The sequence below is a fragment of the Rufibacter tibetensis genome, from assembly GCF_001310085.1.
GTDB classification, from domain to species: domain Bacteria; phylum Bacteroidota; class Bacteroidia; order Cytophagales; family Hymenobacteraceae; genus Nibribacter; species Nibribacter tibetensis.
Genome location: NZ_CP012643.1, coordinates 5,059,627 through 5,075,736, shown reverse-complemented (window position 1 = coordinate 5,075,736; position 16,110 = coordinate 5,059,627). Strand labels below are relative to the sequence as shown.

Below are 16,110 nucleotides of genomic sequence, written 5' to 3'. Positions count from 1 at the left end.
GTAACGTAAGGCTTTTTACAATTAGTATAATTCAACTTGGTCCTACATGCGCTCCAGCACAATAGCCGATGCTCCGCCACCGCCGTTGCAGATGCCAGTTACGCCAATTTTGCCGTTCTTTTTGTGCAGCACGTTGATCAACGTAGTCACAATACGCGCACCGGAAGCTCCTAATGGGTGTCCTAAAGAAACGGCTCCACCGTACACGTTTACGTTCCCGCCTTCTAAGCCCAGCTTTTGGTTGTTGGCCAAAGAAACCACAGAGAATGCTTCATTAATCTCGTAGAAGTCAACTTCTGAAGGATCTACGCCAGACACTTTCAAAGCTTTAGGAATAGCCAACGCTGGGGTGGTGGTAAACCATTTCGGCTCCTGTTCCGCATCCGCGAAACCAAGGATTCTGGCAATAGGAGTAACGCCAAGTTCTTCTGCTTTTTCTTTGCTCATGAGCAGAAGGGCAGCGGCTCCGTCATTTAAGGTTGAAGCGTTGGCAGCGGTTACGGTACCTTCTTTGTCAAACACAGGGCGTAAACCCGGAATTTTTTCGAAGTTCACTTTGCTGTATTCTTCGTCTTCGGTGATGAAGATAGGGTCTTTGCCGCGCTGTGGGATTTCTACTGGAATGATTTCGTCTTTCAGGAAACCAGCTTTGGCAGCCTCCGCCGATTTGCGGTACGAGCTGATGGCGTACTCATCCTGCATCTCGCGGGTGATTCCCAATTCACGGGCTGTGTTTTCAGCGGCACTACCCATGTGGTAGTCATTGTACACATCCCAAAGGCCGTCTTTCACCAAGCCGTCAATCATCTGCCCGTGGCCCATCTTCGCGCCGAAGCGGGCTTTGTCCAGGTAATACGGTACGTTAGACATGCTCTCCATTCCGCCGGCAACAATAATGTCTTTGTGGCCCAGCATAATGGCTTGCGAGGCGAACATAATGGCTTTAGAACCAGAAGCGCATACTTTATTGATCGTGGTACATTCCACTTCATATCCTAATCCGGCGCCAATAGCTGCCTGACGAGCCGGTGCCTGCCCTACGTTGGCAGACAACACATTGCCCATAATTACTTCCTGTACCAGGTTTTTGTCAATCCCGGCTTTTTCTAAAGCGCCTTTTATGGCAATGGCCCCCAGTTGAGGAGCAGTCAAACTAGCCAAAGCTCCGCCGAAACTCCCGATAGGGGTCCTGACAGCCGAGATTACATAAACTTCCTTTATTCTATTACTTGTGCTTTCCATTGGGTAGCAAGGCTTTATGGTATAATGAAAATCAAAATAGGCCAATCAGTAACCATATACACTTTACTAAATTTGATAAAGCAGGAGTGTTTTCTGGTTGTTGATTTAAAATTACTTTTTCTGTTCTAAATAACCAAACGCTTGTTAGGTAGAATGGGTTCTTAGGTAATAAAATAAATGTTGAAGAGGGCTTTTACTATAGAAATTTACTTTTACCTAAAGCAGGCTAGAGTTTTAGCATGCTCTTTCAACCATTGTTAAGCAAAAACGCCTAAAAACAGTTGTGGTTGATCCGCTTCTGAAAAGGTAATAGAACCCTGCTCTGTGTGCTGTTTTAAAGCCACTTTTCTGAAAGGGGCTTCAAAGCAGGATACTCTTTACCAATCAGGGGTATTTTTATCCGATTGCTTAGTTCTTTTGCGCGGTACCTGTTGCAAATATTGGGCTTCCTCCTGGCGCATGACATCCAGAAGCTGGCGAGCCTTCTCAGGGGTTAGTTGTAACTTCTTCAGGCGTTCAAAACGGGTTTGCAGCAAGGCATCGCCTTCCTGACCTGCTTGGTTGCTGCCATTGCTTTTACCCATGGCATTACTATTTTGAGAGCTCTGGTTGCTTAACCCTTGTTTTGAGCCTGGGCTATTGCCGAAGTTCTCCTGTCGGGTTGCATTGGAGGTTCCCCCGGGTGGATTGGTTTCTCTGTTATTAATGGAAGAAGGGGCTGTCCCGCTATTGGAAGCCGTTCCAGTCCCGCCCATAGTGGGTGTACCTGCGGTATTTTGTTGCCTGCTGCCTCCTGCTCCATTTTTACGATCGCGCCTTTGGGGTGGGGGTGGGCTTTTGGGTTTCTCAGGGTGGAGCAACAGGTATTTCTGTAGCAGCTCAAAATTGTACCGGGCAGCTTGGTTTGTTTCATCTGCTTTCAAAGCCTGCTTGCAGTACCCTATGGCCTTGGTGAGATTTCCCTCTTCCGTTTCTATGAAAGAAAGCTGGGTAGCCACTGAGGAAAGCATTTGAGGGTCTTTTGAGTTCAGGAGGGTACGGTACAAAGGGGATGCCCGGGAGTATTCGTGCAGGTGGAAATAGGAGTGAGCCAAATTCAATATAATAGAGGAGTGTGGCTTTCCACCTTCGTTTTGCCGAACCCGCTCATATAGATAGGCAGCTTTTTGGTACTCTTTCTTTTTATAAGCTGCTTCAGCTTGCACAGCATACTGATTTCTGAGCGCAATGCGCTGAAGTCCGTCAAAAGGAGAAAAAGCCAGGAAAAGTAAGACCCACCACATCCTCATATCCGAAGCACCTGTAAGGTCCATAACACATCTAAGGCAATTAAAAGAAGGGCGGCTAAAAGCGGGTATAAATATTTGTTTGCCGCTACTTCCACCACTTTGGTTTGCCGCAACTCACTTTTAACCGCATTCACGGCACTAAGTAACCGGGGCATTTCACTTATGGTTTGGTTTATTTCAAAGTAGTTTCCTTCTGTACTCTGAGCAACCCGTTTAAGAACCTCAGGCTCCAGTTTGGTGAGGACCGTCTGACCGTCAGCATCTTTTTTAAACGTGCGCCCTACAGGAATCTTTCCTCCCGTATACGTGCCTATACCTACACAATATACCCGCACCCCTTGGTTGAGGAGGGCCTTGGCTGCTGCTTGAGTGTTTTCGCCAAAGGTTTCGCCGTCTGAAAAGATGATCAGGATTTTAGATCGTTCCAGCTCCCGGCTTGTTTCACTGTCTTGGAATTTCTGTTGGGCTAATTGCAACACCGGGGTTACCTGTGCTGCTTCTGGTGGAGCCAGGTTTGTGTTCATAGACTGTACAAAGAGCTCTAAAGCACTTTGGTCATAGGTGAGTGGGCTCAACACAAAAGCTTCTGAGGAGAAACCAATCAATCCTACCCGGTCAGCATTGGTGTTATAAATAAAATCATGAAGTTCCAGCTTCACCTTCTCCAGCCTGGAAGGGGAGACGTCTACTGCTTTCATGGATTGGGAAAGATCAACCGCTAAAAATACGTCTTTGCCGTTTGTCCTGATCTCTTTGGTCATAGCCCCAAAAGAGGGCCCTAACAAAGCTACCACAAGCAGGGCCATGTAAACACTTCTAATGATGGCTTTGATCCAGATGGAGTTCGCTTTTTGGGAAAACTGCCTGGCCAGAAGCTTTATTCTGTAAAGGTATCCGCCATAAAGCACCCCAAACAGAAGCAGGAAAAAGAACTCCATGGAAGTGAAAGGTAGATACCAGGTCATAAAAGAAAACGGGTTGTGCAGTTACTATGCGGAGGCAAGTTAAAAAGAAAGAAACAAATGCGTTCACCGGCTTTGGAATGCAGAGATGAAACAAAAGTGGGTATAGACCTTTTTAAAACGACAGGGTAGTAGATTAATTTTAAAATTTTCTTCTTTCCTAAGCAGTTGGTAGAGAATACAATGGTGCCGTAAGCGCACAAGGGGCATAAATTATTTTGCCTTTAGCTTTGGTAATCTCATTTTAGTTAGGCTATATTTGCACACTCTTTAACCGAAAGAGCTACCCGGAGAGATGGGTGAGTGGCTGAAACCAGCAGTTTGCTAAACTGCCGTACCTCTAAAGGGTACCGGGGGTTCGAATCCCCCTCTCTCCGCGAAATATTCTTGAAAATTAAATTTTGAAAGAAGATTTCATTTCATATCTTTGCACCGCGATTACGGAGAACGAAAGTTTGAGAAGTTGGAAACTTTGTAATTGCAAGACTCGGGGTGTAGCGTAGCCCGGTATCGCGCCACATTTGGGATGTGGAGGTCGTAGGTTCGAATCCTGCCACCCCGACGAAAAAAGATGAGTAATGTTGGATGTAAAGACATTCTCCATTACTCATTTTTGTTTCGATGGTCTCGTAGCTCAGCTGGATAGAGCAACTGCCTTCTAAGCAGTAGGTCTTTGGTTCGAATCCAAACGGGATCACTTAAAAATCAGCCACTTATAAGGTCAGACTTGTGAGTGGCTTTTTTATTTGCAAACATTTACTACAAATTTGGTAAATGAAGCAATACGGCTTTGACTCTTTACCATGACTTTCATCTCATGAATACTGTTACTTTGTTATCTTAAGGAAGAGCATCTAACTGTGATTGTCAACAGTATATATCTGTTGGCTGATTCCAGGAGAGATCATGATTCAAAGTGAACTTAGATGTCTTAACTACAATGTTGTCTTTTGTTTTTCCTTTAGGCTACATCTGATTGAATAAGATGGTATTATTTATTTATCATTTCTTATTAAATCATTCATTGTTTTTAAAGTCCCTTACTAAAAGTATGAGCCATTTAAGCAAAGTGAGTCTTCCCTAAGTATTACATAAATTTTGGTTCTAGATCGTTACGCAACTCATTTTGGGTACATATACGCTCTCTTTAGGTTGTCGTGTATGTTCCAGAGAAAACCTCAAAAGCAGAAAGCGTTTCTTAAAAATACCAAAGGAGTTTATTTTACTGTTGAGCGCCGTGGGCAGGCAAAGGATCCTCAGTCCTCCACCCTGTTCAGTATCGCCTTCATCTCGGCAATCTCCCTCTCCTGTGAGGCAATGATCCCCTCGGCCAGTTTTTTCAATTCAGGGTCTTTGATGTCTGCCTCCTGGCTGACCAGGATCGCGGACGAGTGGTGAGGGATCATGGCTTTGATGTACTGCCCGTCACCTATGGGTACCTGGTTCCTCAGCAGGAGGAAGGCCCCTGCAAACACAGCACAGCTCGTCGCGATGATCACCAGGTTCAAGGAGGTGTTCTTGTACATACCCCGCATCAGCAGCAGCATCACCACGGCCATGGGCGAGACCATCAACAAGGTCATGTAAAGCCTGGTGGTGCTCAGGTAGATGTGCTCAAGCCTGTCCACGTTCACAAACATCACGGCGTACATGATCAGAAACGAGACGGCTAACATGAGGGCGAACTTTAGGTAGTTGTTGTTTTCCATGCTTGTTAGTTGCTGGTTATAATGATATCATGGTCTGAATGGGCCTGTCTTATAGTAGGGAATAGTAGGGAACTTTACTATTTATCCCTTTCAAAATATTCAGTGCCCTATCCCGACCATGGCTGCGGCGGTTGCCGGGGGGAGGGGCTTTCTCGCCGCAGCAAGAAGAAGGGAGAGCTTTCCCTGGGGCCAAGTGCCTTCAAAAGTCGCCTGCATAAGAAAGCCAGGGAAATCGCGAGTTTGCCCCGCTTTCCCTGGTTTACGATGGCTGCACCCTTCCTCCAGGGCAACCCTTGATTAGGCAGCCATGCTTCTGCATTCTTCGGCGCACTGCATGCAGGCGCTGGCGCAACGCTGGCAGTGCTCGGACTCGTGCTGGGCGCACTCCGCGCCGCAGGCCTCGCAGATGGTGGCGCACAGGCCGCATATCTGCCTCACGTAATCCAGGGTGTGCTCATCGGCCCGCGCCATGGCCATGGCCGCCAGGCGGCACAGAGCAGGTCCAGCTCAATGCACCGCTCCATCATCTTCACGTCCGGCTCCTTCAGGCAGGAGGTGGCGCAGTTGCCGCATTCGGTGGCACATCTGTAACAGGCAATGATGCATTTCTCGAACTGTTGGTAATTCATAGTTTTTTGGGTTAGCTCGTTCCTTTAAATCCGTTGTCTCCCAGCCTTCAGTAGCGCTGTCGCCCATGCATGATTTTATAAAAACGAGGCTTAAGGTAAAGGGTTTGGGGAAAACCCTGACGCCACCTCAGCGCAGGGATGCTTTGCAAGGCTCACCCGCGGCAGACATCCCCCCCCGCCAGTGTTTCGCCGCCATGCGGTGGTACCCTTCCCCTTAGCGCCTTGGGCGGGGCCCCCGGGCCTTATGAAACTGAATCCTTTGAAAGGCGAACAGAAGACGGGTGCCATGCGGTGAGGCCAGGCCTGTCACAAGACGGTCAGGGTATGGTTGGCCCTTGGGACGGAACAAAGTTTCGGCCCTGGGGGTATACCAAAGCTGAAGCAACAACTCTGAGATGAAGTTACTGAAGTTCAAAACCAACATCGAGGGAGAGGAGGAGATCGGCAGGGTCTCCGGGTTCCTGAACAATGAAGGGGCCATCAGCAGGTGGGCCGTTGACCCGGGGAGCGAGGGGAATATCCTGAGCGTCTCGGGGGAGAACCCGAACCCGCAGGCCATAGAAGACGCCGTTCGGAAGGCAGGGTTCGAGATAGAGGTCCTACGGGTGCTTGGCACGGGCGGGGAAGGGCTGTAGCGGCTCCGACCCTAGCCGGGCTTTTCAGCCGTTTGCCATAGAAGGGCCGGCTGGCAGCGGGGAGGATGCCTATACACCTTCCCTGTCCTCTCCGGGGCTGCCCCCGAAAGGCCCGGCATCCATGGGGAGCCCGGATGGCCCAATGACTTGCACCTGCTGGCGTGGGTAGACGGGTATGATCCTGCCCGCGTACTCCGGTCTGGCGGACTCCTGAATCACGCGCAGGGTAAGCTCGCTTTTCCATTTCCTGCGCTCCCTGGCCCCGACCAGGTAGCGGATGGTCAGGCTCGTCCACGAGTCCTCCAGGGAGATATACACCTGGGGCTTGCCGGGTACGTCGGACTGCAGCCTTGCCCTCCCTAATATCTGGGCATACTGCCTAGCGGGCTCCTCCATGTAGCCCCCCAGCAGCTTGGAGGCGACGTCCCCCAGCACCTTCACCGATAGTGGGATGTCGGACTCGTTCGCCACCGCGATGGACAGCTCGTCCCACAGGAAGGGGAAGTCCCCCGTCAGGTTCGTCACCGTGCCGGTGAGGATCTCGTTGTTGGGGAAGGTGACCATCCTGCCGGTGGGCTGCTCGGCATGCACGAAGCCAGCCTGGAAAGGCGAGCCGATCTCCCACACGGTGGTGGCCAGGAAGTCGATCCGGTACACGTCGCCGAATACCTCGCCCACCCTGATCCTGTCCCCGACCCGGTAATACCCCTTGAAGGAGTTCAGCAGCCACCCAGTGAAGCTCTCTATCGGCGTCTGCAGGGACCAGGAGAGGGCCAGGCCGATCAACCCTAGGGAACCCACCAGCGCCCGTATGTCGCCCGCGACCACGCTAAACGCTATCCCGATCCCCAGAAGCCAGACCGAGATGGAGGCCAGCGAGATGACGGCCCCGGAGGTATGGTAGTTCCCGATCAGCCTCTGCAGCGCTTTCCTGAGGAGCCAGGTTACGGCCCAAGCCAGGAGCAGGGTCCCCAAGGCGATCAGGAACTTGGGGAGGTTGTAGTGGAAGCTGTCCCATAGGGTCTGTATGGCCCCCAGGGCTTCGTCCGTCGCTTCCTTGCCAGACAAGGCCTGCACACTGTCCGCGAAGGCAGTGTCTTCGGGAGTTCCCGCGCCGAGGTCTTCGGCAGAGGCTGCGCTATCTTCCACCAAAGGATCCTGCCGGGCCAACCCCGCCTCCCCAGGGGTGACCAAAAGCATGATGAAGCCGGTGATGGCCACCGCGAGCATGGACGCCTGCCTGAAGTTCTTGAGCCTGTTTTCCGCCCCCTTCACAGCGGACCTGGCGCTTATCCTTCTCCTGCCTAACCGGGTACGGGGTTTTTTGCCGACTTGGGATTTGGCCCGCCTGGTTTGTGTTTGTTTGTGGGTTGGGGTGATTGCACGGGTTCTTTTAGGTGAAGAAGGCATAGTCACTATAGCTGGAGGGTTGATAGGATAGGTTGGCGTACTTACTTCGGCTTTTAGGCTGAGCCGGCACTTGGCTTATACGCAGCCAAGGCAGGCTGCTAGGCCTGAGGCTGACAAAATATTTTACCCTCCCTGTCTCCCGGAACTATTTAGAAGGCTAAGCATGCTCATAGCGCTATAAGTGCAGATAGTGCCACCAAGCACCTTACTAGCCTGACTGAGTAACTGATTGACTAAACTTTGCCTCATCCGCCTCTGCCAAACAATATGGGTAGGGTTACGGTTGCTTTTTCCACGGAAAACTTCCATGGCAGGGCCTTACCTGTTTGTGTAGGAAAAAATGCCACAACGAGTAAGTAGACACGCCCAGTCTGGCGCAAAGCGCTTTAAACGTCCTGGCTATCATCCGCTTTTAAATATAAGGCGACTCTTATGTCCCTCAAACATTTAAGCTATGGTGATTGACAAAGTCTCATAGGTTTACACAATTTTGGTTATCAATTGAGTGAAACTATCTAAGCCTTACCTATAACTAATCATCAGTGTAATACAGTGCAGTGTCATATAGATTGATAGAGTAGAATATCCTGTAGTTTGAAAGTTCAAAAGAGGGTAAAACATAGCTTTACCGCAAAGTTTCCCTTGTCACCGCTTTCCATTGGTTCGTATCTTTGAAAAAGCCTTGGTAGAGGTATGCCGCTATAAGGCTATTCGATATCCAGCCAGGAGCTCTTCGCATACCGCCAGGCTTGGGCAATTGGAAAGTTTTGGCGATAGGCATTAGGGCTATGGACCCTGTGTATGCCCTTCAACATGAATCTATCTATCCCATGCCTTTATTCCTTGCGGTGCAAGGCATGGGATAGTAAACAGTTTAGTTCAATGAAAGTCGTTAAGAATTTTTCATACAATCAATGTGAGTATTAAAGATTTTATATATAAAGTTTCTTCTAAATAGTATTTTCAAATATTATAAAAAATTAATATAAAGGAGTTTGGATTTGTGATAATGAATATTTAATTATAAACATTAAAATTAATAATTGCATTATTATTTTAATCACTTAACCTACACTCTATGTTCAAACCCAACCTATCCAAACTGATGGGGGCCATGCTGGTCCCGGCCTTGTTTTTGTCCAGCTGCTCGGAAGAAGAGGGCATCGCCCCCGATGCGCTTAGAGTAGAGTCCTCGGCCTCCCTGACCGGCAACGGTGCCCCCAGCGGCGCTCATTACAACCTCAACATCATCGGCGTCCCGAAAGGGAAGTCGGCTCCCATGGACAGCAACAGTGGCCAACGTATTTTCGTCAACCTGGAGGGCAAGACCAAGATCAACCTGGCGAACGCGGACCTGACCGACGGCGCGTTCAGGGTGCTGGACGCCAACGGGACTGACGGGGACGGCGCGACCTTCCAGCTGCCCAGCCCTGACGCCGATGGGGACGGGCTCACCTCGTACTCCGTCTATGCCCGGGCCCTTGGCAAGCCGGGCGGGGGCGTGGTAGTCACCACCTGCGCCACCGACGTGGCCACCGGCGAGGACGTCTGCAGCCTGGAGTCACTGGTGACCATGCGGGAGAAAGGCGGCTCCAAGTTCCAGAATGTCTCCGACCAGCTGCTCAGCATAGTGGCCGACATCACGGATGACGGGATAGACAACCCGGTGCGCTACCCGTTGTTCAGCGATGAGCTGGAGGGGTACTACTGGGACTACGACAACAGCGGCCTGAAGGTACTGCAGCTGAGGTTCTACGAGGTGCCCACAGCCTATTCCCCCGTGCAATAGCACTGCCCTTAACCAGGCTTGCCCCCTTTCACCGAGACCACTGCCAGGAATGGCAGTGGTTTTGGCATTATGCGATAAACCGATCCCCCCACTGGGTGGCGGAGCTTGTTGCAAGAATATGATAGCGTACGCCGAATGGGAAAAGGTAACCGGTGTCAAATCCTTTCCCCAAGCCTCTTGCCTGCAACAAAGAATTGTATTAAGCACATACATGAAAAAAATCGCGTTTGCGAATGCCGAATACATCGCCTTTCTTTGAGAAAAAAAGAACTGATGGAAAAAGTGTGCAAAATTCTGTTTCTGGCCTTAGGCCTGGGGTTTTTCTCTTGCTCGGATGAAGATGGGGCAGAGGCCTACAAGGTCAGGTATGTTGTGGATGGGGATGGAGTTGAGGAGATAAAATATAACATTAACAATATCAACTATAGTGTTAAGAAGAGTTTCGCCAACGGGTGGGACACCACCTTCACCCACCCCTCAAAACAGAAACTCCAGCTTCAGGCCAAGGCAAAGGGCAGCACCTCTGCCAGCCTGGCGGGCACGATCTTCCTGAACGATGTTGAGGTGGCCAAGCAGGTCGACCAGACGAAGGATTCGGAGGGCAAGTTCGAGGTGAAGGCAGAGCACCAAATTCAGTGACCTCCTGGGTCATTGAAACGGAAAGCCCTCTCCTAGATAAACAGGGCTTTCCCTTCGGTCTCGCTGCATAGCAGGGTAATAAATGCTCGGGATTGGCCTTGGGATTGCCTGAAAGCTGGCTGATCGGATGGATGCACAGGGGCTACTGTGCCTTCCCTTTGTTCTGGTCCTTTCTACTGTGTTTTCGCTCTGGCAAAAGGGTAGGCCCTGCCTCGCCTCCATCTGTACTGTAAAAGGTCTTGGCTTAAACAACCAACATAGTGCAGGAAAACTTTCTCTGCTCGGTTATAAACTCCGTTGAGGGGTGTTCACGGTAACTAAGTAGTGGCCGGGGCAACCTGCCGCACCTTCACCACCATCCGGACATTATAGGGCACGGGCCTTCCCTGGTATACCTTGGAGTGCCGGTGGATCCCGCCCGAGTGGCAGTACTGGTCCGGCGAGTAGTCATCGAAGCACCCCATCAACTCTACCTGCACATCGGCCACCAGGTACTTCCTGGACCCAAGCTGCAGGAAGCCGCCCTTCTGGATCGTGCCGCCCAACCTTGAGTTGATGACGTCGAAGTCGCTGGAGTCGAAATATGAGATAGGTCACCCGAGAACATCCGAAGATTGATCGTATTGACTGCCCCTGGCTGATATACAACTTCGTTTAAGCGGGGGCCAAGTTTATACAGCTGGGTTGCCTATGTGCGGGAGGAAAAACATACTTTGAACCAGCTATAATGAATATGCTTCCTAAGGGAAGATTATTTCAAATTAATCCCTGCTTCAAATTACTTATTTGCTCCAGTTTAAGCAGGTTGTGTCTCTTACTTTCGTTTCACTTCTAGCAAATGTCAAAATTGAAGTAATAGGCAAGTGAAAGAAGCGCCTACCAAAGCCGTCATCTACACCCGGGTCTCCACAAGCGGGCAGACCACCGACCGGCAGGTGAAGGACTTGAAAGAAACAGTCTATGAGGTCGTGAAGGTGTTCTCCGAGAAGATATCCGGCTTCTGCAAGTCAATAGGGGAGAGGCAGGAGCTTCAACGAGCCCTGGGTCTTGTATTGTTTCCATGATTTGATTTCAATGCAATGGCGTTGTTAATGCCCGTTAGAGGCAATCTATGTAATCAAGAACTATATGTATCCCAAGCCCAATGCCTACCAGCCGGGTTCTAGGGAAAATAACTAGTAGTCCATACACTGGGATGAGCCAGTATTGGTGGAGCAAGTGATACCCTACGCTGCACCGGTTTGGATCAACGATTGGGTTGGCCAGCAGGTGGTCAAGGTCAATCAGGATCCCTGCCAACAGCAACAAGGAAGCCCGCTTGAATATTGACCGATAGAAAACCCAGGCAATAGCCACCGGAACAACCACGTGCAACACCATATGTAAAAGGAAAGCGCTACTCATGCTAATATTGCTGCATATCTAGGAGAAGAAAAATAATTGTTTGCCCTTGCCATAGGGTTTATTACGCGTCAGTGCTTACTGGCAAGTAGACCCGGACTTTGTCCCAGGCAACGGTGATTGCACCTTTGGTGGGAGTAGTGGAAGTAATCTCAAACTTCAACCTTTCCTGATGCTGTCCTAGTATTTCTGGACTTACTTTTACCCTCAGAATGTCTTTTTCCTGGTCATAGTTATCTGCCAGGTGTTGTTCATGATCTTTGTTTAAAATGATGGTCCACTCCTCTTTCCCTGGTATAGTGAAAAAGGCGTAAGTACCCGCTGCCACTTCCTTCCCGTCTATTATTACTTCCTTATCAAAGGTGACAGCCGTTGCTTTATGCGCCCCCGTGACCCATACTTGGTCCAAGGCTACCAAGCCACCCCAGATCACGCGGCCTCTCACACCCGGTGCATGGTAACTAATTTTAATACTTGTTCCACCGATGGCACCCTGTGCTTGGGATGGAATACTCTTCTTGATGGTGTCCTGTTGAGCCGCCGTATTGCCAGGCGTGTCTTCCTGCACTACAGGAGCTGCCTGCTCCGGCGGGGTTTCTTGAGTAGAGGAAGTACAGGCACTCATGAAGACGGCCATAGAAGCCATGAGTGCGAGAGCGGCGAAATTATTTTTCATGATAGTTTTTAAAGGTGTAATATTAGTAAAAGAAACTTAAGAAAGCTTTGCGCCCGATTGCTTACAAAGCTTTCTTATAGAAGTGAGGAGACAAAGTAGAGCGCAAATCCAGAAAGTACCATGATCATACTGAGAGAGCCCCAAGCCCACGTCATACGGCTCATAAGGACGGCACAGAGTGAATTGTGGCTCCTTGAGAGAGCCATGCGGGAACAGCCTGAACAGGTTGCGGCGCAGGTGGCTCTGTTGGAGGCGGCCGTGCTCGCCAACCTGCTTAAGGCAAGGGAAACCATCGAAGCGGTCCCATGCTGCAGGGAAGCATGGGACACACTGGCAGGTAGGTCCATGAAAGCAACCCTCCACCAAAGACCCTGCCCCGCTTGGATGGTTGAAGGTCCCGGTCCCGGAAATTGCCGAGAGGCAGCTGGCGGTAGTAAGTGGGCAAGGCACAAAGGAAGCCTAGTCAAACTTGGCATCAGGGAAGGGACAGGAAGCGGAAGAGGGGAGACTCTACTAACTTCTAATGAGTGCGAAGGATTTACCTGTGTTCCTGGAGCCCTATCGAACAGTAAGCCCAGCAACAGGAAGTGGTTACCGGTCCGACGCTCCCATAAGTGTCGTCCCCAGGGGAACCTTGTTTTGCCCCGTCAGAGTTCCAGCTCGCTGCCGGTATCCATATGGCTGTTCCTGAGGTAGTAGCCCAAGGTCAGCTTGGCCAACTGGTAGGCATCCTCCCGCTCCCCGCGCTCCACCTGGTGCAGCACGTACTCCACCCGCGATCGGCAGTAGTTGATGATGTGGTCCAAGTGGTCCTCGGTGAACCCGTGGTTGGCCAGGCCGCCGAAAACCAGCTGCGCCTTCCCCATCTGGTCGGCAAGCGCATGGCCGTTGTTGCCGTGCGCGTCCCCCAGCCCCTCGACCTCGGCCAGTATCCGGGCCAATTCCCCATTGCTTTTTTCCCTGTACGGCATCCCTGTTGTTTATCCCTGATGTACGGCAAGAAGCGGTTCGGCAAGCGGGCTGGCCGTCGCCCTGCCTAAAAGGTGTTCCCAGGAGGTGCCCGGCAAAGTGGTGGCCGGCACTGCCCGCCGCACCTTCGTCACCATCAGGACGTTATAGGGCACGGGCCTTCCCTGGTATACCTTGGAGTGCCGGTGGATCCCGCCCGAGTGGCAGTACTGGTCCAGCGAGTAGTCATCGAAGCACCCCATCAGCTCGACCTGCACATCGGCCACCAGGTACCTCTTGGGCCCAAGCTGCAGGAAGCCGCCCTTCTGGATCGTGCCGCCCAGCCTGGCGTTGACGACGTCGAAGTCGCTGGAGTCGAATATGAGCTGGTCCTCCCCCTCGCTTATGTCCAGGTCATAAACCGTGAACCTAGGGTAGGTGGGTATTCTCCTGGAGTCAACCTCCGGTATTCGCTTTAGGTGGATACCGGCGCGGCAATCTATGGGTACCTTCTGCGCCCTCAGGAAAGAGGAGGCGTCAGTGCCAAATATTGAATTATATGCCTTCCGAAGTAAAGATAATATCATGCACACCTAATAATTTTCCATAGATAAATGACAAATGAATCCCCTCTCCCTGCACTTGCCGGCTACACTGACAAAGAATTGTACAAGAAGAATGCGCTTGGCGAATATATCAAAATAAAATATGATTATAAAAACCCAGTTAGGCCTATTACCTGCGAGCTAGCTTGAAATCCTGTAATCTGCAAGGGCGGAAGGTATGAGGGAAAGCATAAGAGAGCGCTATCAGCTAGGCAACTATTCCCCGCACTGCTGATTGTCTCTCATCTTCAGGTACCCCAATGGCCGAGGGTTAACCCCTACATTGTGGAAGTGCACGGGCACTACAAAGATGATAAAGGCAGGTGAGTAACATCGATGGAAATACGGTCATACCCAAAAGACCAGATATCTTCTTCGTGGCAAACACTGATGTGCCTAAACCCTGCGATAAGTATTGGCAAATCGTGAGCACATGCTATGAGGCAGCCAAGGAAATTGGTTTATGGAAAGGTATATTTTACTCCAGCAACCTTTGCCAATGTGTCCTCAACCAAAAGGAGTATTCCTGTTATATGGGAATTCATTGGGTTGAGTACTTCATTGTCAAAGACGGAAAATGTGAGGTAAGTTAGTAATACATACGGCCAAAAAAAAATCTGACTATCAGCTTACTGTGGGGGCAAAGGGGCCAGTTGTTGTTTTGGAAGTACTATCTATTATACCTAAGCACTTTCCAAAAGGAAATCAAAGGGCCTAAAACATTCCCATAGAGGTACTGTGTTGTATGGTCAAATTATTTCTTGTAGGATGAACTTTACACAAGTCCGTCAGCCGACAAATTGCTAGTTTGGTCAGCTTTACGTGGACGGTTACCGTTAATAGATTATTGAAGCCTTCAACTTCTGGCCGTGATTTTATGCAGGTGAGTAGAAGGTGGTTGCTAAAAACCTACTTAATCTATGAAAAGCATACCTGTTACGTTTCCCAACTCAAAAGGCCAAATGTTAGCTGGCAGGGTGGAAATGCCGGTTGATGGCCGTCCCCATTCTATCGCCTTGTTCGCGCATTGCTTTACCTGCTCTAAAAACCTCACCGCTATCCGTAATATTTCCAGGGCTTTGAGTTTGCAGGGTATTGCGGTGCTCCGGTTTGATTTTACCGGGCTGGGGCAGAGTGATGGAAATTTTGAACAGGCTGGGTTTTCTTCTGATGTGTCCGATTTGGTCAGTGCCGCCCATTTTCTGGAACAGCATTACAAAGCCCCCGTCCTGGCCATTGGCCACTCCTTGGGCGGGGCGGCTGTGCTCATGGCAGCCAATTCATTACCCACGGTAAAGGCCCTGGTCACCATAGGGGCGCCCTGCCACCCGGCCCACGTCCGCCATCTGTTGCATGATGACCTGGAAACCATTGAACGGGAAGGAGTGGCCATGGTAAACATAGGAGGAAGGCCTTTTCCCATAAAAAAAGAATTTCTGGATGATTTAAGCGAGTTTAACCCAAAACTGGCCATAAACACCTTGGGTAAGGCTTTGCTGGTGCTGCACGCTCCCCAGGATGTTGTGGTTTCCATTGACAATGCCGCAGACATCTACCAAGCGGCCCGACACCCTAAAAGTTTCATCTCGTTAGATGGGGCAGACCATTTGCTCAGTAACCCTGAAGACTCTTTCTACACGGGGGAGGTCATTGGCTCCTGGGTAAAACGCTACCTGCAGCTGCCCGAAGCGGAACCCATTAACGCCCGCAAACGCGTGGCGGTCCGCATTGGCCCGGATGCCCTGACCACTGAGGTAATGGCGGGCGGACATTCCTTTATGGCCGATGAGCCGGAATCGGTAGGGGGACTTAACCTGGGGCCAACGCCCTATGACCTGCTGACTGCCGGGCTGGGCGCCTGCACGGCCATGACCCTGCGCCTGTATGCTGACCGCAAAAAGTGGCCCCTGCAAAATGTTCTCGTGCACCTGCACCACGAAAAGGTGCATGAGGTAGATTCCGAAAGCCCCGAAAAGAAATCTTTCCTGGACCATATATGGCGGGAAATAGAGCTGGAAGGCAACCTGACTAAGGAGCAGCGGCAGCGGCTTCTGGAAATAGCGGAAAGGTGCCCCGTGCACAAAACGCTGCACAAACCCGTAAAAATAAGTACCACTCTTTTGCCTGACCCTAAAAATTCAGGCACTCCTGATTAAACTAAACCTAACAGAATAAA

18 protein-coding genes and 3 tRNA genes are annotated in these 16,110 nt (G+C 50.5%); 10 read left to right on the top strand and 11 right to left on the bottom strand.

What is annotated here, in order from left to right:
* Positions 1-42 precede the first annotated feature (42 nt).
* From DC20_RS21005 to DC20_RS20995, 3 genes are all read right to left on the bottom strand, one after another.
* Positions 43-1,242: an acetyl-CoA C-acyltransferase gene (locus tag DC20_RS21005; RefSeq protein ID WP_245652267.1), complete on the bottom strand. Its 1,200-nt coding sequence runs from the start codon at positions 1,240-1,242 to the stop codon at positions 43-45.
* A gap of 377 nt (positions 1,243-1,619) precedes the next feature.
* Entirely contained in the window at positions 1,620-2,525 is a 906-nt protein-coding gene (locus DC20_RS21000; protein WP_062545648.1) for a tetratricopeptide repeat protein, read from the bottom strand.
* A gap of 2 nt (positions 2,526-2,527) precedes the next feature.
* Positions 2,528-3,496: a VWA domain-containing protein gene (locus DC20_RS20995; RefSeq protein ID WP_062545647.1), complete on the bottom strand. Its 969-nt coding sequence runs from the start codon at positions 3,494-3,496 to the stop codon at positions 2,528-2,530.
* A gap of 286 nt (positions 3,497-3,782) precedes the next feature.
* Here DC20_RS20995 and DC20_RS20990 point away from each other — a divergent pair.
* The 3 genes from DC20_RS20990 to DC20_RS20980 all read left to right on the top strand — a co-directional run bounded on the left by DC20_RS20990 (position 3,783) and on the right by DC20_RS20980 (position 4,190).
* Positions 3,783-3,870, top strand: a tRNA-Ser gene (locus DC20_RS20990).
* 111 nt (positions 3,871-3,981) lie between these two features.
* A tRNA-Pro gene (locus DC20_RS20985) sits at positions 3,982-4,055 on the top strand.
* Positions 4,056-4,116: 61 nt separating this feature from the next.
* Positions 4,117-4,190: transfer RNA gene (locus tag DC20_RS20980), tRNA-Arg, on the top strand.
* 559 nt (positions 4,191-4,749) lie between these two features.
* Here the strand turns inward: DC20_RS20980 and DC20_RS20975 are convergent.
* Positions 4,750-5,202, bottom strand: a complete 453-nt coding sequence (locus DC20_RS20975; RefSeq protein ID WP_062545646.1) for a DUF305 domain-containing protein — start codon at positions 5,200-5,202, stop codon at positions 4,750-4,752.
* Between the two features lie 297 nt (positions 5,203-5,499).
* Positions 5,500-5,673, bottom strand: coding sequence for a four-helix bundle copper-binding protein (locus tag DC20_RS23620; RefSeq protein ID WP_262506330.1), 174 nt, complete (start codon positions 5,671-5,673; stop codon positions 5,500-5,502).
* A 553-nt stretch (positions 5,674-6,226) separates the two neighbouring features.
* Between DC20_RS23620 and DC20_RS20965 the strand changes: the two genes are divergently transcribed.
* Positions 6,227-6,466, top strand: coding sequence for a hypothetical protein (locus DC20_RS20965; protein ID WP_062545644.1), 240 nt, complete (start codon positions 6,227-6,229; stop codon positions 6,464-6,466).
* Positions 6,467-6,535: 69 nt separating this feature from the next.
* Here the strand turns inward: DC20_RS20965 and DC20_RS20960 are convergent, their stop codons facing one another.
* Entirely contained in the window at positions 6,536-7,741 is a 1,206-nt protein-coding gene (locus DC20_RS20960) for a mechanosensitive ion channel family protein (RefSeq protein WP_062546071.1), read from the bottom strand.
* Positions 7,742-8,954: 1,213 nt separating this feature from the next.
* On the opposite strand from DC20_RS20960, the gene DC20_RS20955 reads away from it, so the two are divergent.
* Complete coding sequence (locus DC20_RS20955; RefSeq protein WP_062545643.1) at positions 8,955-9,665, top strand: hypothetical protein; 711 nt, start codon at positions 8,955-8,957, stop codon at positions 9,663-9,665.
* Between the two features lie 255 nt (positions 9,666-9,920).
* Positions 9,921-10,304 carry a hypothetical protein gene (locus DC20_RS20950; protein WP_062545642.1) on the top strand — a complete coding sequence of 128 codons (384 nt, stop codon included), beginning with the start codon at positions 9,921-9,923 and terminating at the stop codon, positions 10,302-10,304.
* Between the two features lie 317 nt (positions 10,305-10,621).
* Here the strand turns inward: DC20_RS20950 and DC20_RS20945 are convergent, their stop codons facing one another.
* Complete coding sequence (locus DC20_RS20945; protein WP_062545641.1) at positions 10,622-10,849, bottom strand: hypothetical protein; 228 nt, start codon at positions 10,847-10,849, stop codon at positions 10,622-10,624.
* Between the two features lie 68 nt (positions 10,850-10,917).
* Between DC20_RS20945 and DC20_RS23735 the strand changes: the two genes are divergently transcribed.
* Positions 10,918-10,962: a hypothetical protein gene (locus DC20_RS23735; RefSeq protein WP_071885667.1), complete on the top strand. Its 45-nt coding sequence runs from the start codon at positions 10,918-10,920 to the stop codon at positions 10,960-10,962.
* 205 nt (positions 10,963-11,167) lie between these two features.
* On the top strand, positions 11,168-11,368 hold the full coding sequence (locus tag DC20_RS20940) for a recombinase family protein (protein ID WP_062545640.1): 201 nt from the start codon (positions 11,168-11,170) through the stop codon (positions 11,366-11,368).
* 34 nt (positions 11,369-11,402) lie between these two features.
* Here DC20_RS20940 and DC20_RS20935 read toward each other — a convergent pair whose 3' ends face one another.
* The 4 genes from DC20_RS20935 to DC20_RS20915 all read right to left on the bottom strand — a co-directional run bounded on the left by DC20_RS20935 (position 11,403) and on the right by DC20_RS20915 (position 13,916).
* Entirely contained in the window at positions 11,403-11,708 is a 306-nt protein-coding gene (locus tag DC20_RS20935) for a DUF6122 family protein (protein WP_062545639.1), read from the bottom strand.
* Positions 11,709-11,769: 61 nt separating this feature from the next.
* Positions 11,770-12,381, bottom strand: coding sequence for a DUF2911 domain-containing protein (locus DC20_RS20930; RefSeq protein ID WP_071885520.1), 612 nt, complete (start codon positions 12,379-12,381; stop codon positions 11,770-11,772).
* Positions 12,382-13,028: 647 nt separating this feature from the next.
* On the bottom strand, positions 13,029-13,322 hold the full coding sequence (locus tag DC20_RS20920; RefSeq protein ID WP_157593321.1) for a hypothetical protein: 294 nt from the start codon (positions 13,320-13,322) through the stop codon (positions 13,029-13,031).
* A gap of 39 nt (positions 13,323-13,361) precedes the next feature.
* Positions 13,362-13,916 (bottom strand): hypothetical protein, encoded by a 555-nt coding sequence (locus DC20_RS20915; RefSeq protein ID WP_062545635.1) that lies wholly within the window; start codon positions 13,914-13,916, stop codon positions 13,362-13,364.
* A 341-nt stretch (positions 13,917-14,257) separates the two neighbouring features.
* Here DC20_RS20915 and DC20_RS23730 point away from each other — a divergent pair, with 341 nt between their 5' ends.
* The gene (locus tag DC20_RS23730) at positions 14,258-14,527 is read left to right on the top strand and encodes a nucleotide-binding domain-containing protein (protein WP_062545634.1); all 270 of its coding nucleotides are present in this window, start codon (positions 14,258-14,260) and stop codon (positions 14,525-14,527) included.
* A 327-nt stretch (positions 14,528-14,854) separates the two neighbouring features.
* Entirely contained in the window at positions 14,855-16,090 is a 1,236-nt protein-coding gene (locus DC20_RS20905) for a bifunctional alpha/beta hydrolase/OsmC family protein (protein ID WP_062545633.1), read from the top strand.
* Positions 16,091-16,110: the final 20 nt, after the last annotated feature.